General features: G+C 68.5%; 20 protein-coding genes. 3 read left to right on the forward strand and 17 right to left on the reverse strand.

The window, feature by feature from the left end:
• Positions 1-38 precede the first annotated feature (38 nt).
• The 6 genes from HHL11_RS23170 to HHL11_RS23195 all read right to left on the reverse strand — a co-directional run bounded on the left by HHL11_RS23170 (position 39) and on the right by HHL11_RS23195 (position 6,724).
• The gene (locus tag HHL11_RS23170) at positions 39-1,118 is read right to left on the reverse strand and encodes a TRAP transporter substrate-binding protein (RefSeq protein ID WP_169420919.1); all 1,080 of its coding nucleotides are present in this window, start codon (positions 1,116-1,118) and stop codon (positions 39-41) included.
• A 91-nt stretch (positions 1,119-1,209) separates the two neighbouring features.
• Positions 1,210-2,292, reverse strand: coding sequence for a TRAP transporter substrate-binding protein (locus HHL11_RS23175; RefSeq protein WP_169420920.1), 1,083 nt, complete (start codon positions 2,290-2,292; stop codon positions 1,210-1,212).
• 225 nt (positions 2,293-2,517) lie between these two features.
• The gene (locus HHL11_RS23180) at positions 2,518-3,546 is read right to left on the reverse strand and encodes a hypothetical protein (protein WP_169420921.1); all 1,029 of its coding nucleotides are present in this window, start codon (positions 3,544-3,546) and stop codon (positions 2,518-2,520) included.
• A 63-nt stretch (positions 3,547-3,609) separates the two neighbouring features.
• Complete coding sequence (dxs, locus tag HHL11_RS23185) at positions 3,610-5,499, reverse strand: 1-deoxy-D-xylulose-5-phosphate synthase (protein ID WP_169420922.1); 1,890 nt, start codon at positions 5,497-5,499, stop codon at positions 3,610-3,612.
• A gap of 113 nt (positions 5,500-5,612) precedes the next feature.
• On the reverse strand, positions 5,613-6,500 hold the full coding sequence (locus HHL11_RS23190) for a polyprenyl synthetase family protein (protein ID WP_342593262.1): 888 nt from the start codon (positions 6,498-6,500) through the stop codon (positions 5,613-5,615).
• Positions 6,497-6,724, reverse strand: a complete 228-nt coding sequence (locus HHL11_RS23195) for an exodeoxyribonuclease VII small subunit (protein WP_169421231.1) — start codon at positions 6,722-6,724, stop codon at positions 6,497-6,499. Before HHL11_RS23195 ends, HHL11_RS23190 begins: the two co-directional genes overlap by 4 nt.
• A gap of 137 nt (positions 6,725-6,861) precedes the next feature.
• Here HHL11_RS23195 and HHL11_RS23200 point away from each other — a divergent pair, with 137 nt between their 5' ends.
• The 3 genes from HHL11_RS23200 to HHL11_RS23210 all read left to right on the forward strand — a co-directional run bounded on the left by HHL11_RS23200 (position 6,862) and on the right by HHL11_RS23210 (position 9,869).
• Positions 6,862-8,004 (forward strand): aromatic ring-hydroxylating oxygenase subunit alpha, encoded by a 1,143-nt coding sequence (locus tag HHL11_RS23200; RefSeq protein ID WP_169420923.1) that lies wholly within the window; start codon positions 6,862-6,864, stop codon positions 8,002-8,004.
• Positions 8,005-8,007: 3 nt separating this feature from the next.
• Positions 8,008-8,907 carry a DMT family transporter gene (locus tag HHL11_RS23205; protein ID WP_169420924.1) on the forward strand — a complete coding sequence of 300 codons (900 nt, stop codon included), beginning with the start codon at positions 8,008-8,010 and terminating at the stop codon, positions 8,905-8,907.
• 77 nt (positions 8,908-8,984) lie between these two features.
• Positions 8,985-9,869, forward strand: coding sequence for a sulfurtransferase (locus HHL11_RS23210; protein WP_169420925.1), 885 nt, complete (start codon positions 8,985-8,987; stop codon positions 9,867-9,869).
• A gap of 4 nt (positions 9,870-9,873) precedes the next feature.
• On the opposite strand, the gene HHL11_RS23215 is transcribed toward HHL11_RS23210, so the two are convergent.
• The 11 genes from HHL11_RS23215 to HHL11_RS23265 all read right to left on the reverse strand — a co-directional run bounded on the left by HHL11_RS23215 (position 9,874) and on the right by HHL11_RS23265 (position 19,853).
• A complete protein-coding gene (locus tag HHL11_RS23215; protein ID WP_169420926.1) occupies positions 9,874-10,860 on the reverse strand; it encodes a Bug family tripartite tricarboxylate transporter substrate binding protein in 987 nt (328 codons plus the stop codon).
• The gene (gene add, locus HHL11_RS23220) at positions 10,857-11,921 is read right to left on the reverse strand and encodes an adenosine deaminase (RefSeq protein WP_169420927.1); all 1,065 of its coding nucleotides are present in this window, start codon (positions 11,919-11,921) and stop codon (positions 10,857-10,859) included. Before add ends, HHL11_RS23215 begins: the two co-directional genes overlap by 4 nt.
• Before the next feature lie 99 nt (positions 11,922-12,020).
• The gene (locus tag HHL11_RS23225; RefSeq protein ID WP_169420928.1) at positions 12,021-12,326 is read right to left on the reverse strand and encodes a hypothetical protein; all 306 of its coding nucleotides are present in this window, start codon (positions 12,324-12,326) and stop codon (positions 12,021-12,023) included.
• A 2-nt stretch (positions 12,327-12,328) separates the two neighbouring features.
• Complete coding sequence (locus tag HHL11_RS23230) at positions 12,329-12,631, reverse strand: hypothetical protein (protein ID WP_169420929.1); 303 nt, start codon at positions 12,629-12,631, stop codon at positions 12,329-12,331.
• Between the two features lie 145 nt (positions 12,632-12,776).
• Positions 12,777-13,277: a hemerythrin domain-containing protein gene (locus HHL11_RS23235; RefSeq protein ID WP_240980371.1), complete on the reverse strand. Its 501-nt coding sequence runs from the start codon at positions 13,275-13,277 to the stop codon at positions 12,777-12,779.
• A gap of 247 nt (positions 13,278-13,524) precedes the next feature.
• Entirely contained in the window at positions 13,525-14,844 is a 1,320-nt protein-coding gene (locus HHL11_RS23240) for a cation:proton antiporter (RefSeq protein ID WP_169420931.1), read from the reverse strand.
• Between the two features lie 69 nt (positions 14,845-14,913).
• Complete coding sequence (locus tag HHL11_RS23245) at positions 14,914-15,732, reverse strand: alpha/beta hydrolase (RefSeq protein ID WP_169420932.1); 819 nt, start codon at positions 15,730-15,732, stop codon at positions 14,914-14,916.
• Positions 15,733-15,754: 22 nt separating this feature from the next.
• Positions 15,755-16,093, reverse strand: a complete 339-nt coding sequence (locus HHL11_RS23250) for a serine/threonine protein kinase (protein WP_205964532.1) — start codon at positions 16,091-16,093, stop codon at positions 15,755-15,757.
• A gap of 164 nt (positions 16,094-16,257) precedes the next feature.
• Positions 16,258-16,953 carry a tyrosine-protein phosphatase gene (locus tag HHL11_RS23255; protein WP_169420933.1) on the reverse strand — a complete coding sequence of 232 codons (696 nt, stop codon included), beginning with the start codon at positions 16,951-16,953 and terminating at the stop codon, positions 16,258-16,260.
• Between the two features lie 32 nt (positions 16,954-16,985).
• A complete protein-coding gene (locus HHL11_RS23260) occupies positions 16,986-17,537 on the reverse strand; it encodes a hypothetical protein (protein WP_169420934.1) in 552 nt (183 codons plus the stop codon).
• A gap of 246 nt (positions 17,538-17,783) precedes the next feature.
• The gene (locus HHL11_RS23265) at positions 17,784-19,853 is read right to left on the reverse strand and encodes an ATP-dependent helicase (RefSeq protein WP_169420935.1); all 2,070 of its coding nucleotides are present in this window, start codon (positions 19,851-19,853) and stop codon (positions 17,784-17,786) included.
• Between the last annotated feature and the right edge of the window lie 25 nt (positions 19,854-19,878).

Consider the following 19,878-nt stretch of genomic DNA (forward strand, 5'->3'; position numbering starts at 1 on the left):
CGGCGGTGCGCGAACCTGTCAGGAAACTGGCGGCACGCTCAGAGCTTCTGGGCCTGCATGAAGCGGTCGAAGGTGGCTTCGGTGAAGCGGAACCAGAGGTTCTGGTCGGCGCGGAAGCGCTGGTAGTCGGCCCAGACCTTGCGCCAGGCCGGGTTCTTCGCCGACAGCTCCTCGTACAGCTGGCTGGACACCTTGAAGGCTTCCGTCATCAGGTCGGGCGGGAAGGGGCGCAGCTTGGCGCCCGCGGCCACCAGCTGCTTCAGCGCCGCCGGGTTGCGGGCGTCGTACTTGGCCTGCATGTCCACGTGCGTGAAGCCGGAGGCATTGGTGGCGATCGCCTTGAAGTCCGCCGGCAGCGCGTCCCAGGCCTTGCGGTTGATCAGGAAGTCCACCTGCGGGCCGCCTTCCCACCAGCCCGGGTAGTAGTAATAGGGCGCGACCTTGTGGAAGCCCAGCTTCTGGTCGTCGTAGGGTCCCACCCATTCGGCGGCGTCGATGGTGCCCTTCTCCAGCGCCTGGTAGATCTCGCCCCCGGGCAGGTTCAGCGGCACCCCGCCCATGCGCCCGATGACACGGCCGGCAAAGCCGCCGATGCGGAACTTGAGCCCGCGCACGTCGGCCGCCGACTTGAGCTCCTGGCGGAACCAGCCGCCCATCTGCGAGCCGGTGTTGCCGCCCGGCAGGTTGATCATGCCGTAGCGGGCATAGAACTCGCGCATCAGCGCCATGCCGTTGCCTTCGAACATCCACGCGCTCATCTGCCGGCTGTTCAGGCCGAAGGGAATGGCCGCCCCGATGGCGAAGGTGTCGTCCTTGCCGAAGAAGTAATAGGGCACGGTGTGGCAGGCCTCCACCGAGCCCTGCTGCACGCCATCGACGACGCCGAAGGCCGGCATCACCTCGCCGGCGGCGTGCACCGAAATCTCGAAGCGGCCGTTGGACATGGCGCGCACCTGCCGCGCAAACACCTCGGCGGCGCCGTAGATGGTGTCCAGCGACTTCGGAAAGCTGGAGGCCAGGCGCCAGCGCACCACCGGCTGCGCATGGACCGCGGGCGCGGCGCCGGTGGCGAGCACGCCCGCGATGCCGGCATTCTTCAGGAGGGAACGGCGATCCAAGTGGGGTCCTTCGCGCCGCGCGAAGCGGGACGAGCCCCGGTCCGGCAGCAAAAAGGGGCCCCGCGGGGCCCCTTGCCTGCAAGCAGCCCTTTCAGGCCAGCTTCTGATTCTGCATGAAGCGGTCGAACGTGGCTTCGGTGAAGCGGAACCACAGGTTCTGTTCGGTGCGGAACTTGGAATAGTCCGCGTAGATCTTCTTCCAGTCCGGGTTGCTGCCGCTCAGCTCGCTGTACAGCGCCTCGGAATGCTTGAAGGCCTCGGCCATCACGTCGTTGGAGAAGGGCCGCAACTTGGTGCCGGAGGCTACCAGTTGCTTCAGCGCCGCCGGGTTGCGGGCGTCGTAGCGCGCCTGCATCACCACGTGGGCTTCGGCCGCGGCCGATTCGACGATGGCCTTGTTCTCCGGCGACAGCCCGTTCCAGGCCTTGTCGTTGATGAAGAAGTCCAGCTCCGGGCCGCCCTCCCACCAGCCGGGGTAGTAGTAGAAGGGCGCGACCTTGTTGAAGCCCAGCTTCAGGTCGTCGTACGGCCCCACCCATTCGGCGGCGTCGATGGTGCCCTTCTCCAGCGCCTGGTAGATCTCGCCGCCGGGGATGTTCTGCGGCACGCCGCCCATGCGCTCGATGACCTTGCCCGCGAAGCCGCCCACGCGGAACTTCAGGCCCTTCATGTCGGCCATCGACTTGATTTCCTTGCGGTACCAGCCGCCCATCTGGGCGCCGGTGTTGCCGCCGGGGAGGTTGACGATGTTGTACTTGGCGTAGAACTCGCGCATCAGCTTCAGGCCGTTGCCTTCGAACATCCAGGCCGTCATCTGCCGGCTGTTCAGGCCGAAGGGGATGGCGCAGCCCAGCGCGAAGACCTCGTTCTTGCCGAAGAAGTAATACGGCGCCGTGTGCGCCACTTCCACGGTGCCCTGCTGCACGCCGTCGACCACGCCGAAGGCCGGCATCAACTCGCCGGCGGCGTGGGTGGAGATCTCGAACTTGCCGCCCGACATGGTCTTGACCTTGGCCGCGAACACTTCGGCGGCGCCGAAGATCGTGTCCAGCGACTTCGGGAAGCTGGAAGCCAGGCGCCAGCGGATGGCCGCCTGCGCGTGAACGGCGGGCGCGACACCCGCGGCCAGGACGCCGGCGATGCCAGCGGACTTGATGACTGCACGACGATCCATCTCGAAGATCTCCTTGACATATTGGACACACCAAGCCGCGCCTCACTACTTTCGTGTCGATGCGCGGGGTGGCTCATTCTTCGGAGCCGCAAGGTTCCTGTCAGCCGGGGTTTTCCCTTGCGAATGGATACATGTGGCGAGGCGGTGACGCCGTCAGAAAACTTTCAGCCTCCCCGATGAGAAAGGGCCGCACCCGCGGCCCTTCTCCGGCGCGACGGGCGTCGGTCAGCGGAAGGCGAAGCCCCCGATGGAAGAGCCCGTGCCCGCGTTCACCGCCGCGGCCGGAGCCGAGGAAGACGCGCTGAGAGTACTTGCCGATTGCAGCAGGTAGGCCGTCTCGTAGGCACCCACGTAGAGGCGGTCGTTGGCGGAATCGACCGCAATGACACGAGCGTAGGGGATGGCAATCGTTCCTGCGTTGGTGGGCGAAGCCAGGCTGGCGCCGCCGACGATGTGCACGCCAGCGAAGACATCGGCGGCATACAGGCGATCGCGCTGGGCGTCGATGGTGACGGCACTGGTCATGACGCCGGCGAGCAAGCTGCCGCTCGGGGTGATCGTGCCGTTCGCGGTGTTCACATCCTTGAACACGAGGACGCCATAGCCGGAGCTCACCACGTACATCAGGTTCCGCTGGAAATCGATGTCGAAGGAATTGATCGCGCCGCTGAAAGTCATGGTCCGGGCGACCGGCGCCGCCCCTGACGCGGTGCTGGCATTGGCGTAGACCAGCACTTGACGGTCGTACTGGCGCGAAACGGCGACGTACACGGTGTCGTGCGCCGCATCCACGACAACGCCTTGGGGCAAGAGCACATCCGCGGGCAGCGTGATGGTCCGCGACGGCGTCGCCCCGTTGGCGAGCTTGCTGGCATCCGCATACACCACGACCGACGAACTGGTCACCGAAGTAAACGTCACCGCGTACAGGACGTTGCGGCCGCTGTCATAGGCGAGGGTATCGACCATTCCGGGCACATCGAGCATGCCCTGCGTGGCCAGCGTCGTGCCGGCCGGCGGGTTGGCGCTGGCGAGCATGGCGATCTTGGAGTGGTTGCGATCGCTCACGAACAGCTGGTGCGTATCCGCGCTGCTGCCGCCACTTGGCACGGGCGTTTCGCCGCCCGTCGACGTGGTGCTGCCGCCACCGCCCGCATCCGTGCTGCCCCCGCCCCCTCCGCCGCCACAACTGGCCAACAGCCCCAGGCCCGCGCACAGCAGCGCGGCCTGGACGCAACGCATCCATGCTTTCATGATTCCCTCTTTCCTTGCTTGAATCTTTTTCTTGCGGCCGCCGGCGCGAGGCCGGCGCCGTCTTCAGCCCACGACCTTCAGGCTCGGCGCCGGCCGCTCGATCAGCGACGCGAAGCGCGTCTGGATCGATGCCTCGATGCCGGCTGCGTCCAGCCCTTGCAGCGACAGCAGCCGCGCCGGGTCGCCGTGCGGGATGAACTCGTCGCGCAGGCCCAGTTGCAGCACCGGCTTGGCGACGCCCGCGGCGTTCAGCGCCTCGGTGACGGCGCTGCCCGCGCCGCCCATGATGGCGCCCTCTTCCACCGTCACCAGCGCCTCGTGCGAGGCCGCCACGGACAGCAGCAGTTCGGTATCGAGCGGCTTGGCCCAACGCATGTTGACCACCGTCGCGCCCAGGCGCTCCGCGGCCTGCAGCGCCGGATAGAGCAGCGTGCCGAAGACCAGGATCGCGATGCCCTTGCCCTGGCGGCGCAGTTCGCCCTTGCCGAAGGGCAGGCCTTGCAGGCCCGGCTCCATGGCGGTGCCGACACCGGCGCCGCGCGGATAGCGCACGGCCACCGGATGGTCTTGCTCGTAGGCGGTGGTCAGCAGCTTGCGGCACTCGTTCTCGTCGGCGGGACAGGCCACGCTGACGTTCGGAATGGTGCGCAGGAAGGGGATGTCATAGGCGCCCGCGTGCGTCGGGCCGTCGGCGCCGACCAGGCCCGCGCGGTCCAGCGCGAACACCACCGGCAGGTTCTGCAGCGCCACGTCGTGCACCAGCTGGTCATAGGCGCGCTGCAGGAAGGTGGAGTAGATCGCCACCACCGGCTTCAGGCCTTCGCAGGCCATGCCGGCGGCAAAGGTCACCGCGTGTTGTTCGGCGATGCCGACGTCGTAGTAGCGCTCCGGGAAGCGCTTCTCGAATTCGACCAGGCCCGAGCCTTCGCGCATCGCGGGCGTGATGCCCACGAGGCGCGGGTCCTTGGCGGCCATGTCGCACAGCCACTGGCCGAACACCTGCGTGAACGTGGGCTTGGCCGGCGTGGCCGGCTTCACCAGGCCCACGGCGGGGTCGAACTTGCCGGGCCCGTGGTAGGCCACGGGGTCGGCCTCGGCCAGCTTGTAGCCCTGGCCCTTGCGCGTGACGACGTGCAGGAACTGCGGACCGCTCAGCTTGCGGATGTTCTCCAGCGTCGGGATCAGCGAATCGAGGTCGTGGCCGTCGATGGGGCCGATGTAGTTGAAGCCGAACTTCTCGAACAGCGTGGCCGGCACCACCATGCCCTTGGCCTGCTCCTCCAGCCGCTTGGCCAGTTCGAACAGCGGCGGCGCCACGTGCAGCACCTTCTTGCCCAGCTCCTTGGTGGCCGCGTAGAAGCGCCCGGACATCAGCTGCGCAAGGTAGCGGTTCAGCGCGCCCACCGGCGGGCTGATCGACATGTCGTTGTCGTTCAGGATCACCAGCAGGTCGCATTCGCAGACGCCGGCGTTGTTCAGCGCCTCGAAGGCCATGCCCGCGCTCATCGCGCCGTCGCCGATGACGGCGATCGCGCGGCGCTGCTCGCCCTTCTGCTTGGCCGCCATCGCCATGCCCAGCGCCGCGGAGATGCTGGTGGACGAATGCGCGGTGCCGAAGCTGTCGTACTCGCTTTCGCTGCGCTGGGGGAAGCCGGCCAGGCCGCCCAGCTGGCGCAGCGAGGCCATGCGGTCGCGCCGGCCCGTGAGGATCTTGTGCGGGTAGGTCTGGTGGCCCACGTCCCAGACGATGCGGTCTTCCGGCGTGTTGAAGACGTAGTGCAGCGCGATGGTCAGTTCCACCGTGCCCAGGTTGGAGCTCAGGTGGCCGCCGGTCTTGGAGACGGACTCCAGCACGTAGTTGCGCAGTTCGTCCGCCAGCTCCGGCAGCTCCGCGCGCGGCAGGCGGCGCAGGTCGGCCGGGTCGTTGATCGTTTGCAGCAGCTTGGTCGCCATGTTCGTCTCAATGATCCATTTCGCGGGCCACCGCGGAACCGGCTTTGCCGGGCCGCTGGTGGCGCCCCCTTGAGGGGGAGGCGCCGAAGGCGCTTCGGGGGTGGGCTTTCATTTCAGTTTTCGCGCACCACGACCATTTCGGCCAGCGCTTCCAGCGCGCGCGTGTCGCTCAGGCGGCTGGTGGCGAGCGCGGTGCGCGCTTCGTGCAGCAGCTCCTGCGCATGGGCGCGGGCGCGGTCCAGGCCCAGCAGCGACACGTAGGTGGGCTTGTCCTGCGCGGCGTCCTTGCCGGCGGTCTTGCCCAGTGTCGCCGAATCCGCGGTGACATCGAGGATGTCATCCACCACCTGGAAGGCCAGGCCCAGCGCGCGGCCGTAGCCCGCGAGGCCTTGCGCGGCGGCCGGAGCGGCGTCACCGGTGGCGGCGCCCATCATCACGCTGGCTTGCAGCAGCGCACCGGTCTTCAGCCGGTGCATGTGGCGCAGCTCGTCCTCCGTGAGCGAGCGGCCCACCGACGCCAGGTCGATCGCCTGGCCGCCGGCCATGCCGGCCTGCCCTGCCGATTGCGCGAGCAGGCGGCACAGGCGCGCCTGCACGGTGTCGGGAATGGTGCTCTGCTCGGGCGCCAGCAGCTCGAAGGCCAGCGCCTGCAGCGCGTCGCCGGCCAGCAGCGCAGTGGCTTCGCCGAACTTCACGTGCACCGTCGGCTTGCCGCGGCGCAGGACGTCGTTGTCCATGCACGGCATGTCGTCGTGCACGAGCGAGTAGGCGTGGATCAGCTCCACGGAGCAGGCGGCGCGCAGCGCGGCCTCGGCGTGGCCGCCCACGGCTTCGCAGGCCGCCAGCACCAGCAGCGGGCGCAGGCGCTTGCCGCCATCGAGCACTGCATAACGCATGGCCTCGCCGAGCCCGGCGGGCGCTTGCAGCGGCACCCAGGCCGACAGCGCCCGTTCCACTTGCGCGAGTCGTTCGGTCGACCAGCCCTTCAGGTTGAAACTCACTCGCTGGCCCAGGGCTTGAGGACGCCCGCGTCGAGCACCTTGATCTGCTCCTCGACGGCCTGCAGCTTGTCGCGGCAGAACTTCAGCAGCTCCGCGCCGCGCTCGTAGCCCGCGAGCAATTGCTCCAGCGGGAGTTGGCCCGATTCGATCTGGCCGGTGAGCTGCTCGAGCTCTTCCATGGCAGCTTCATAGCTGGCTGGAGGGTTGGTGGGCGCCTGGGTCATGGAATTGCTTTGGATCAACGGTGGATTTTATTCCCTCGCAGCCCAGCTCTTCCCCGCGGGGTAGAATCCCGTCCCCTCAGCCGCGCTCCCAAGCTCGGCCCTGCCCCTTCATAGGGGGAGCCTCTAGGTCAGGTGAAATGTCTGATTTAAGTCTTCAACTCCAGCAGGCCGCAAGCCAACTTCCCGTTACCAGCTATTTCGACCAGGCGCTCTTCACGCGTGAGCTGGAGCTGATCTGGCAGTCCGGGCCCCGTTATCTGGGGCACGAACTGGCCGTTCCCGAACTGGGCGACTACTACGCACTTCCGCAAGAAAGCGAAGGGCGCGCGTTGTTGCGCACGCCGCAAGGCATCGAGCTGATCTCCAACGTCTGCCGCCACCGCCAGGCGGTGATGCTGCGTGGCCGCGGTTCCGTCCAGGCCAACGGCGGGGGAGGCAACATCGTGTGCCCTTTACACCGCTGGACCTATAGCGCCGGGCAGCATGCACCGGCCGGAACGCTGCTGGGCGCCCCGCATTTCGCGACCGATCCCTGCCTGGACCTGAACAACTACCAGGTGCAGAACTGGAACGGCCTGCTGTTCGAAGCCAACGGCTTCGACGTGAACCGCACGCTGGCGAAACTCGGTCCCAAGGCGGACCTGGACTTCGCCGGCTACGTGCGCGACAGCGTCGTCATGCACGAGGTGGACTACAACTGGAAGACCTTCATCGAGGTCTACCTGGAGGACTACCACGTGGGTCCGTTCCATCCGGGGCTGGGCAACTTCGTCGCCTGCGAAGACCTGCGCTGGGAGTTCGGCCGCGACTACTCGGTGCAGACCGTCGGCGTCGCGGGCAAGCTGGGCAAGGCCGGTTCGGACATCTACCGCAAGTGGCACGACGAGGTGCTGCGCTACCAGGACGGCAAGCCGCCCAAGCACGGCGCGATCTGGCTGACGCTGTACCCCAACGTCATGGTGGAGTGGTACCCGAACGTGCTGGTGGTTTCGACGCTGTACCCCAAGGGACCGCAGAAGACGCTGAACGTGGTGGAGTTCTTCTATCCCGAGGAAATCCACGCGTTCGAGCGCGAGTTCGTCGAAGCCCAGCAGGCCGCCTACATGGAGACCTGCGTCGAGGACGACGAGATCGCGCTGCGCATGGACGCCGGCCGCAAGGCCCTGATGGAGCGCGGCGACAACGAAGTCGGCCCCTACCAGAGCCCGATGGAAGACGGCATGCAGCACTTCCACGAGTGGTACCGCGAGGTCATGCACAGCCACGTGCCGAGCCGCTAGCGGATGGCGGCTCTGTGGATGCTGGCGGCGTCACTGGCGTTCGCCACGATGGCGGTGTGCGTCAAGTTCGCCGCCGCCTGGTTCTCCCCCTCCGAACTGGTGTTCTGGCGCGGCCTCATCGGCATGGTGCTGATGTGGCTGTGGTGCCGTGCCCGCGGCGAGACGCTGGGCACGCGCTACCCGCTGATGCACGCCTGGCGCAGCATGATCGGCGTGGTGTCGCTGGGCGCCTGGTTCTATGCGCTGGGCAACCTGCCGCTCGCCACGGCCATGACGCTGAACTACATGAGCAGCGTCTGGATCGCGGCCTTCCTGGTCGGCGGCGCGCTGCTGGCGTGGAACCCGCGCGGCGGTCAGCCGATGCCGGGGCGCAATGGCGCATTGACTTTCACCGTGATGGCCGGCTTTGCCGGCGTGGTGCTGATGCTGCGGCCGACGCTCGGCCAGCACCAGGCCTTCGCCGGCCTGGTGGGCCTGCTCTCGGGCCTGCTTTCAGCCTTCGCGTACATGCAGGTGATGGCGCTGGGCAAAATCGGCGAGCCGGAGGCGCGCACGGTGTTCTATTTCGCCGTCGGTTCCGCGGTGGCGGGCGCCGTGGGCATGGCCACCGGCAGCGTGTCCGAGTGGAACTGGGGCCATGCGCTCTGGCTGCTGCCCGTGGGCCTGACGGCTTCCATCGGCCAGCTGTGCATGACCCGCGCCTACAACCGGGGCGCCACCTTGCTGGTGGCCAACCTGCAGTACTCCGGCATCGTGTTCGGCGCGCTGTACAGCCTGCTGCTGTTCGGTGAGAACATCCCGCTGGCGGGCTGGGCCGGCATGGGGCTGATCCTGGCCAGCGGCATCGCCGCCACCGTGCTGCGCTCGCGGGCGGCACCGGACGCGCCGGGAGAAGAGCATTGACGTTGAGCATTGAGCGTTCGGCGTGACAAACTACGCTCAACGCTCAACGCTCAACGCTCAACGCTCAACGCCCAACCATGTACACCACCCTGATCTCCGCAGAGCAGTTGCTGGACCTGCAGCGCACCAAGGCGCGCGTGCTGGTCTTCGACTGCAGTTTCGAGCTGATGAACCCCGCGGCCGGGCGCGAACACTACCTCGGCTCGCACATCGCCGGCGCGGTCTACGCCGACCTCGACCACGACCTCAGCGACAAGGGCTCGCTGGGCCCGGACGGCAAGGTGATGCCGCATGCCGGCGCCGCCTCGGGCGGGCGGCATCCGCTGCCGCGGCGCGAGAAATTCGCGATGTGGCTGTCGTCCGTCGGCTTCGCCAACGACATGCAGGCGGTGGTCTACGACCGCAACGGCGCCAACTACTGCGGCCGCTTGTGGTGGATGCTGAAGTGGGCCGGCCACGACGCGGTGGCGGCGCTCGATGGCGGCCTGCAGGCCTGGCAGGCCGCGGGCGGCGAAGTGCGCGCGGGCACCGAGCCCGCGCACTTCCAGACCAACTTCGAGCTGGGCACGCCGCTGCGCAAGCTGGTGGTGACCGAGGAAGTCGTGCGCAAGCTGGGCGCGGGCCAGACCATGGTCGACGCGAGGGCGACGCCGCGCTACAAGGGCGAGGTGGAACCGCTGGACCCGGTGGCGGGCCACATCCCTGGCGCGCTGAACCGGCCTTTCGGCCAGAACCTGGGCGCCGACGGCAAGTTCAAGCCGGCGGCGCAGCTACGGCAGGAGTTCGAGCAGCTGCTGGGCGGCCGCGACCCGGCGACGGTGGTGCACCAGTGCGGCAGCGGCGTCAGCGCCGTGCCCAACCTGCTGGCGATGGAGCTGGCCGGCTATGCGCCGACGGGGCTGTACGCGGGCAGCTGGAGCGAGTGGTCGCGGGACCCGAAGTTGCCGGTGGAGAAGGGTTGAGCCCTCACTCCTTGATGTTCGCCGCCTTCACGATCCGCGCGTAGCGCTCCTGCTCGCGCTGCACGAAGCGGCCGAAGTCCGCGGCGCTGCCGCTGCCGGCGACGGCGCCCTGCTCCGCCATCCGGGACTTCACGTCCTCGGACCGCAGGATCTCGTTCAGCTCGTGGTTCAGCCGTTCGACGATGGGCGCCGGCGTGTGGGCCGGCGCGAACAGCCCCGTCCACGACACCATGTCGTAGCCCTGGAAACCCGGCGTCTCGGCGACGGTGGGCACGTCCGGCAGCGCCGCCAGGCGCTTGTCGTCGGTGACGGCGATGGCCTTCACCTTGTGCGACTGGATCTGCGGCGTCGCCGTCACGCTGACCAGCAGCGCCAGGTCCACCTGGTTGCCGACCACGTCGGTGACGATCTGCGCGCCGCCGCGATAAGGCACGTGCGTGATGAACGCATGCGACTGCTCCTTGATCAGCTCCATGGCCAGGTGCAGCACGGTACCGATGCCCGAGGTCGCGTAGTTCAGCGTGCCCGGCTGCGCGTGCGCCAGCTTGATGACGTCCGCCAGGTTGTTCACCGGCAGGCCCGGGCGCGCCACCAGCACCATCGGCGCGGTGTTCACGAGGCCGATGGGCGCCAGGTCCTTCAGCGCGTCGTACTTCACGGCTGCCGGGTTCACCAGGCGCGCGATCGCGATCGGGCTGTCGGCGCCCATGACCAGCGTGAAGCCATCCGGCGCGGCGGCCACCGCGCGCGCCACGCCGATGGCGCCGCCGGCACCGCCGACGTTGTCCACGACCACCGAGGTCTTCAGGCGCTCGGCCAGCTTCTGCGCCACCACGCGCGCCACCACGTCGACGCTGCCGCCGGCGCTGAAGGGGACGATGATGGTGATGGGCCGGCCCGTGGGCCAGTTCCCGTGCGGCGGCTGCGCCTGCACGGCGCTGCCGGCCAGGGCGGCCGCCAGGGCCGCGAGCGCAGTGCGTCGGGTGATCATACTTTTCCTCCGGGTGCGTCCAGGCCGGCGCGCAGCGCATCGAAGTGCGCCGTCCACTCTGCGCGCAGGCGGTTCCTGTCGGAGTCGTCCATCCAGGCGCCGTCGATGCCGTTCACGAGGAAGCCGCGCAGGTCGTCGAGGCCGAAGCCGAAGTCCTTGACCATCATGTGCCAGGCCTGCGTGGGCGTGACGTGGTGCAGCGTCGGGTCGTCGGTGTTGGGATGGATGCGCAGGCCCAGGCCGGGCATGCGGCGGATCGGGTGGTCCAGCGCCCAGCGCTCGGGCGGCAGCGTGCGCAGGTAGTAGGTGTTGGTGGGCACCACCGTGAAGACGATGCCGCGCTCGGCGCAGCGCGCCGCGAATTCGGGGTTGTCGACGACGGTGTAGCCGTGGTCGATGCGGTCCACCTGCAGGTCCTCGATCGCCGTGCGGATGTTCGTCCACGGCATGCCGAACTCGCCCGCGTGCGCGGTGGAACGCAGGCCGCCCTTCTTCGCGGCCGCATAGGGCTGCGCGAAATGCTCGGGCGGATGGTCGTTCTCGCGGTAGTCGATGCCGATGCCGGGCACGCGCTCGTCGCGGTTCGCCAGCACCCACTGCACCATCTCCAACGCGTCGGCGGCTGGCGCCTCGCGGTCGATGGCGGCGATCATGCGGCCGGTGATGCCGAAGTCCTGCTGCGCGTCTTCGACCGCCCGCAGGATGGCGGCCTGCGCCTGCGGGTAGGCGATGCCGGATTCACGCGCGGTGCCGGTCGGGTTCCAGAAGAACTCGGCGTAGCGCACGCTGTGCGCGGCGGCGTCCTGCAGGTATTCGTAGGTGAGGCGGTGCAGGTCGTCCGGCTTGCGGATCAGCCAGGCGTCGAGCGCACGCAGCACGCGGATCGCGCCCACGGGCTTCTCGCCGCGGGTGTAGAAGGCGGCGATCTCTTCGTCAGGGATGGGCGCGTTTTCGCGCTTCGCCAGCGCCGTGAAGGTCTCGCGGCGAACCGTGCCGAGCAGGTGGCAATGCAGTTCGGCCTTGGGGATCTGGCGCAGGAAATCTTCCAGGGACAGCGGCATGCACAAATGCTAGCCGCGGCCAAGGGGGGCCGTGGTCCGCAATCTCCACATGACTGGCGCTCCGGGTCAGGCACCGGTCAGTCTCGAGTCAGATTGGCGTCAGGGACGGTTGCCGACCGAGCTGTTGGTGGTGGTGTTGGCGCTGCCGGGGACGGCTGCCGGGTTGCCAAGGGGCGCCGTGGCGCTGCCGCTGCTGGTCGTGCTGAGCGTAAGGCCGCCACCCGTGCCGAGGCCGCCATTGAGGCCCGTGCCGGGCACCGGGGCCGCGCCCATGGTGCCGGCGCCGGTGGTGCCAGCGGGCGGGACCGCGCCGGTCTCGGCCTGCTTGCTGCAGGCGTCCAGCGCCAGCGATGCAAGCATCGCCAGCAGCAGGCTGGCCGGGGTCGTCCAGGCGGTCCGCTTCATCGTCACTGCGTCGTGGTGGTGGTGCTGGGCGTGCTGGGCGTCGCGGCGCTCGTGTCGGGCGTCGTGCCCGCGGTGCCGGCCGCGCCCGGAGCCGCGCCCATGCTGGCGCTGCCCGCCGCGGTGGTGTCGGTGCTCGGGGTGGCCGGCGTGGTGGTGGAGGCGGTGGTGTCGGTGGACGACGGCGACGGCGTGGTCGTCGTGGTGGACGACGTCGTCGAAGTGTCGGTCGCTTCGTGCTTGCTGCAGGCCGACAGGCCCAGGGCAGCCATCAGGGCCACGGCGGCCGCGATAGAAATGGTCTTCATCAGGAACTCCTTGTTTCGTTCAGGTGTGAGAGAGGGACAGCGTTTCCGCTGGCCTGCGGTGCATTTTCGGGACCGGCCTCCACGGCCGTGTCATCCGCCAATGTCGAAGGCTGTAGGACAAGGCACAGCGGGACGGAGGCACGCCTCAGGCCATCGCCGAGGCGAGTGCGTCTTCGCGCAGGGCGTCGGCCACCGCGCGCAGTTCCTCCCTGCGCACGGTGATCGAGCGGCCCAGCGCCTGCAGGTCGAGGCGCGAAGCCAGCACGCGGTTGAACACTTCTTCACGTTCCTTGCGCACGTGGCGTTCGACGTATTCGCCGAGGACAGCGACCTTGGCGTCGTACAGCTCGTCCTGCGGCTGCGTGGCCAGGATCTGCGCGACGAACTCGCGCTGGCTGCCGTGCTCGTCCTCGGCTTCGTCCAGCAGGTCGTCGTCGTGCAGCGCCTCGCGCACGGCGGGATGGAACAGCTCCTCTTCCAGCTTCGCGTGGATGGTCAGCTCCAGGCAGATCTCCTCGGCCAGCGCGCGGCGCTGCAGCGCAGGGGCGCGCTTGCGCACCAGCTCGCGGTAGGCCTCGAACAGCGCGTGCACGGCCAGGTGGTCGGCATCGAGCAGGTCGATGGCGTCGGGCGCTTGCTTCTTCATGGTGTTGCCTGCGTTTGCCAATGCTTTCATTGCTTGCCGCGGCGGCCGGTGCCGGCGTCTTCGGTCTGCATGTCGGTGGCGGGCACGCGCTTCGCCTGCGGCTTGCGGGATTCTTGCGTCGAAGGCTTGCTTTTGCGTGATTCCATGTGTGACCTCTTGTGCAGGCTTACTCTAGAGAAGCGCTGTCCGAATGCTGTCAGCCCGGAGAAGCCGGTCTTGTAGGAAAGCGGGAGGTCTGTAAAGGGACTCAGCCGTGCTGCCTCTGCATGCGGCGTTCGTAAGCGGACATCAGTGGTGTCACGGAAATGCCATGCACGATGATCGACACCACGACGACCGAGAGCGTGAGCGTCACCAGGCGATCGGCCAGCTCGCCGCTGACGCCGTGGTTCAGCGCGTACATCAGGTAGTACAGCGAGCCGACGCCGCGGATGCCGAACCATCCGATCAACAGGCGCTGGCTGCGCGTGGCGCCGGCGGCGGCCAGGCCGATGTTCACGGCCACCGGCCGGATCACGAGCAGCAGCAGCGCCACGAACCACCATGCCGCGTACTGCCACTGCACGGACCACAGCAGCGCGCCGAGGGTGATGACGATCGCCACTTCGCCGATGCGCTCGGCCTGCTCGTTGAAACCCAGCACCGCCTGCGCCATGAAGGCCGGCGCGTGCTGCGGATCCACCGCCAGCGCCTCGGCGGCGCTGCGATGCGGCAAGGCCAATGCCTCTTCCGCCTTCTTCAGGCTGGCGTCGCCGCTCTGGCGCTGCTCGAGGCGGCGCAGGGCCACGCCGGCGGCGAACACGGCGAGGAAGCCGTACGCGTGCAGCAGCAGCGCACAGCCATAGGACAGCGCGATGAGGCCCAGCGCGAGGAAGTCGTCGAGCCCGATCGCCTCCTGGTGCTGCCGCCGCAGGTACAGGACCAGCCGGCCCACGGCCAGGCCCAGCGCCCAGCCCACGCCCAGCCCCGCAGTGGTGGCCCACACCACATCGAGCGCGAACCAGCGCCACTCGAAAGCGCCCATCTCGTGCAGCCCCATCAGGCCGAGGCCCAGCATCACGAAGGGAAAGGCGATGCCGTCGTTGAGGCCGCCTTCGCCCGTCAGCGCGAAACGCAGCTTGTCGCGGTCACCGACGTCGTGCACCTGCACTTCGGAAGCGAGCACGGGATCGGTGGGCGCCAGGATCGCCCCCAGCAGCACAGCCGCACCGAACGGCAGGCCGAGGAACATCCAGGCCGCCACGGCGATCAGCAGCACCGTCAGCACCATCGAATTGACCGCGAGCCGCACCGGCAGCGCCCAGCGCTTGTCACGCAGGCCCGAACTGAGCTTGAGGCCGGAGGTGAAGAGCGACAGCAGCACCACCACTTCGGCGATGCGCTCCAGCAAGTGCGCATCGAGGCGTGGCTCGAGGGCCACGAGGTGCAGCAGCAAAGGACTGACCGCCAGCCCCACCAGGAGGTAGAGCATGGCGGTCGACAGCGGCAGCCGCTTCAGCACCGTGGAACCCAGGGCCATCAGCACCAGCAGCAAGCCCACGAGGACGGACCAGATGGCAAATTCCATGCGGGGAATTGTTCAGGAGCGGATGGCGCCTGCGTGTGAGCAAACGCCGCGTCCTTGCCTGCCGCGAACTCAGAGCCTCCCGAGAGCCGCCTTCAGCGCCTTGCGCACCGTGGGGAACTGGTGCACGTCGCTGTGGCCCGCGCCGGTCACGCGCAGCAGCTGGGCCGAGCGGAAGGCGCTGCACAGTTTCTCGCTGTGCGAGATCGGGATCAGTTCGTCCTTGTCGCCGTGGATCAACATCACCGGACCGAGCAGCTTGGCCGCATGTTCCAGCGTGTGCAGCGGATAGCGCAGCACCTGCACCGGCACCCAGGGATAGATCTCCGCCGCCAGCACGCGCATGCTGCTGTACGCCGAGACGAGCATCGTCAGGTCCGGCGCGCGGCCTTCGGAGCACAGGTGCGCCGCCAGCCCCGCGGCCAGGCCCGTGCCCAGCGACTGGCCGGAGATCACCACGCGCTTGCCCGAGTACATGGGCGCGACCTGCTCCCAAACCGCTCGCACGTCTGCACGCAGCTGTTCTTCGCTTTCGATCTGGCCGCTGCTCTTGCCGAAGCCGCGATAGTCGAACATCACGACGTCGAAGTTGGCCTGGCGGAAGGCGTCCAGCTCCACGAACCACTTCTTCAAGTTGCCGGAGTTGCCGTGCAGGAAGAAGAAGACGCCGCGCGGATTGGGGCATTGCAGGTGCGCGACGGAGAGGCGCGCGCCCGGCACGTCGACGAAGAACTCGCGGGTGTCGGGGTCCTTCGAGATCGGTTCGTCCAGCGCCAGCGGGTCGGGCTCGAACAGCAGCCGTTCCTGGCGGAACCAGAGCCATCCCACGGCACCGGCGTAGACGGCGCCGATGGCCAGCAGGACGGAGGCGGTGAAGATCGCGTAAACCATGTTGCCTCCTCCGGGCATGGGCCTAGCGACCGCGCTTCGCGTCGGGGTCACTGGGGCCGTTCCTGTCGGACATGCCGGGATTCGGCGCACCCAGTTCGCCGGCGTCGCTGGGCTTCTTGTCGTCCCACGTGCGGCCGGCCTCCGTGACCTTGCCGCGCGGGTGGACCATGTCGGTGCCGTCGTCGAACTGCAGCTCGCCGCCGGCGTCGGGCCGGTCATCGGCCACGCCGTGGTCGCCCTGGTTGGCGCCCGACGGGGGGACCAGGTCGGGCTGCCGGTCGCTGGTCACGCCGACCTTGCCGGAGCCGTCGCCCTTGTCCGTGCGGGGCATCCCGTCGCGGGGTTCTTGCTGCTTGGGCATCGTCTTCTCCTTTGCTTCCCGGCGGGCTTGTGGTCCGCCATGGCATGGAGTGTTCCCCGTGGCCAACGGCCGACCTGTCGGCACCCACAGGGACGTGGCGTAGGAAGCCGGCCCGGCAGCGGATCAGGAAATGGACGCCTGCAGGCGCGGAGAGCCGCCCGCCCTCAAGCGGGTCGGTACCAGGCGCGCAGGCGCGCGCGCTCGGCCTCGCCGAGGCCCAGGCCGCGCTGGAAGTAGGCCTCCAGCGAGCCGTAGGACGAATCGACTTCGTCGAAGGCCGCGGCCAGGAAATCCGGCTGCACGCGCCACAGCACCTCCATCACCTCGCGCGGCATGGCGTAGCGGCCTTCGGCCGGGAAGGCGAGCCGCTCGTTGGTGAGGAGGTAGTCCTGCATCACCTCGGCCTCGCTGGTGCCCACGGCGCGCAGCACCAGCGCCGCGGCGAAGCCGGTGCGGTCCTTGCCGGCGGTGCAGTGGAAGACGGTGGGGGCGTCGGATTCCAGCAGGTGCGCGAAGAACTCGGCGAAGCGCGGCGTGTTCTCGCGCACGAAGCCGCGGTAGGTGTCCTGCATGTGCAGCGCCACGTCGGCCGGCGTGATGCGTTCGCCGGCCTCGCGCAGCGCGTGCAGCCGCTGCACGATGGTCGGCTCGATCGGCAGCGAATGCACGGCGACGCCGGCCAGCCTGCAGGCAGCGGCCTCGCGCTCGGTCACGCCGCGGAAATCGAGCACGCGCCGGATGCCCAGCGCGCGCAGCTGGCGCAGGTCGTCCTCCTGCAGCGCCCCGAGGTGGTCGGAGCGGAACAGGACGGGACGCAGGGTGTGGACGGGACGGAAGTTGGTGGAACCGGCGAGGCGCATGCCCCTATTGTCCCGCACCGGCCTTGCCCCGCTCAGGGCGTCAATGTCAGCGAGACCGGGAACTCGAAATCCGCAGTCCGGCCATCGTTCGCGGTGAACCGCATCAGCAAGGCACCGTTGTAGGTCCCTGCCGGCAGGCAGGCGCGGGTGAACGGGTCGCAGTAGTTCAGGACGTGCTCGCTGACTCCGCCATTGAATGCATAGAAGGCCAGCCAGTTCGCGAGCAGCGGATTGCCGGCGGCCGCCGCGGGATAGGAATCGGTGCGCGTGCCGCGGCGGGAGAAGGTGCCCGGCACCTGCGCCACCAGCTGCGGGATGATCGTGCCAGCCGGATGGGCGTCCAGCGAGGCGGTAGCCGTGACGGTTTCCGACGCCGGCGTCATCGCATACAAGCCGGTCGGCACGACGGCGTGCCGCACGGTCAGCTTGCGCACCAGGTGCTGCGTCGAGCTGGGGTCCTTCACATCCGGTACGTTCGCCTCCAGCTGGAACTCCAGCCCGTAAGGACCATCGGTAGGCAGCAAGGTCGCGGGCGGCTGGAAGGTCAACGTGTTGCCGCTGCGCGTGAGCCAGCTGGGAATCATGTACTCCGAGCTGCTGGCGGCCCCGGCCAGGACGGCGCGCGGCGTGATGTCCCAGCTGGTGGCTGCCGCACGGCCAGGGCCAAGGCCGCCGCGCGGCCCGCCAATACTGCATTTCTCCGCATTCTCTCCTCGATTCAATGTTAGGAAACTACGAATCGAGTATAGGAATCAGAGCGATCGGCCTCCGGTAAAAGGTCGCACCTTCGTTGCATTCAGCGCGAACGGCTGCTCTTGCTGTCGCGAGGCTTACTTCCACATCGAGCGGGCGCGACTGCGCACCTGCAGCACCGGCGCTTGCGGCTGCGCCGAGGCGGCCGAAAGCGATGGCGCGTCCGGCCAGCACACCTGCTCGAAGGCCGCCAGCATCGCTTCGCTGATGAAGCGCGTGCGCCCGGCATAGACGTGCTTGTCACCGCCGCTCGCCTGCTGCGAGATGTAGAAGCGCTGCGGCACCAGCAGGTGCAACTGCTCCTTGGCGCGCGTCATCGCCACGTAGAGCAGCCGGCGCTCTTCCTCGAGTTCCTCGGTGGTGCCGGTGGCCATGTCGCTCGGGATGCAGCCGTCCACGCAGTTCAGCACGTGCACCGCCTTCCACTCCTGGCCCTTGGCGCTGTGGATGGTGGAGAGGATCAGGTAGTCCTCGTCGCGCAGCGGCGGGCCGCTCTGGTCGCTGGTCACTTCGGGCGGATCCAGCGTCAGCTCGGTGAGGAAGCGTTCGCGGCTGCCATAGCCGGCCGCGAGGCGCGCGAGCTGGTCCAGGTCCAGCTTGCGCACCTGCGCGTCCTCGTGCAGCCGCTCCAGGTGCGGCTGGTACCAGGCCTTGGCCAGCTCCATGTCGGCCGGCCAGGCGAGTTCGGCGTCATTGAGCTTCGCGAACAGCGAGGCGAGCGGCGCCCAGTCTTCTTTCGCCTGCGCCGGCGGCTCGAAGCCCTGCAGCGCCACGTGCGGGTCGCTGGCCTCGCCCATCGCATCGAGCAGGCGCGTGGCGGTGGCCGCGCCGACGCCAGGCACGAGCTGCGCGACGCGGAAGCCCGCCATGCGGCTGCGCGGGTTCTGGGCGAAGCGCAACACCGCCAGCAGGTCCTTGATGTGCGAGGCTTCCAGGAATTTGAGCCCGCCGAACTTGACGAAGGGGATGTTGCGGCGCGCCAGTTCCAGCTCCAGCGCGGCGCTGTGGTGGCTGGCGCGGAACAGCACCGACTGCGACTTCAGCACCGCGCCGGCCTCGCGCTGGCGCAGCACCTGGTCGGCCACCCAGCGCGCCTGCTGCGCCTCGTCCGGCACCAGCACCAGCTGCGCCTTCTGGCTTGACACCTTGTCGGTGTACAGGTCCTTGGCATGGCGCTCGCGCGCTTGCGCGATCACCGCGTTGCTCGCTTCCAGGATAGGCTGCGTGCTGCGGTAGTTGCGCTCCAGCGTGACGATGCGCGCTTCCTGCGTGAACTGGCGCGGGAAGTCGAGGATGTTGCGCACCGTCGCGCCGCGGAAGGAATAGATGCTCTGCGCGTCGTCGCCGACCACCGTGACGCCCTGCCCCGTCGGCTTCATGCCGAGGATGATCTCGGCCTGCAGCTTGTTCGTGTCCTGGTATTCGTCGACGAGCAGGTGGTCGAAGCGCGCGCCGACCTCTTCGGCCAGCGCGGGCTCGGCCATCATGTCGGCCCAGAAGGCCAGCAGGTCGTCGTAATCGAGGACGTTCTGCTGCTGCTTGGCCTCGACATAGGCGCCGAACAGCTTCTTCAGTTCGTCCTCCCACTGCGTGCACCACGGGTAGGTGTTCTGCAGCACCAGCGACAGCGGGTCGCGCGTGTTGAGCACGCGTGAATAGATGCCGAGGCAGGTGCCCTTGAGCGGGAAGCGCTTCTTCGTTTCCGAGAAGCCGATCTCGTGGCGCACCAGGCCCATCAGGTCCTCGGAGTCGCCGCGGTCGTGGATGGTGAAGTTCTCCTCCAGCCCGATGCGCGGCGCGTACTCGCGCAGCAGGCGCGCGCCGATGCTGTGGAAGGTGCCGCTCCAGGGCAGGTTGGGTAGGGACTGCGTGCCTTGCAATCCAAGCGCCTGCTGCAGCACGCCGCCCACGCGGCGCTCCATCTCCTGCGCCGCGCGCCGGCTGAAGGTGAGCAGCATCATGCGCTGCGGGTCGGCGCCGTGGCGGATCAGGTTGGCGACGCGATGCGCCAGCGTGTTGGTCTTGCCGGAGCCCGCGCCCGCGATCACCAGCAGCGGCCGCGTGTCGCCGGCGGACTCGCCGGTGCCGTGGGTGGCGGCTTCGCGCTGCTGCTGATTGAGAGATTCGAGAGGGTCACGGGACTGCATGGAACCTGTATATTAGTCCAGTATT

Origin of the sequence: Ramlibacter agri, from assembly GCF_012927085.1 — a bacterium.
GTDB lineage: Bacteria > Pseudomonadota > Gammaproteobacteria > Burkholderiales > Burkholderiaceae_C > Ramlibacter > Ramlibacter agri.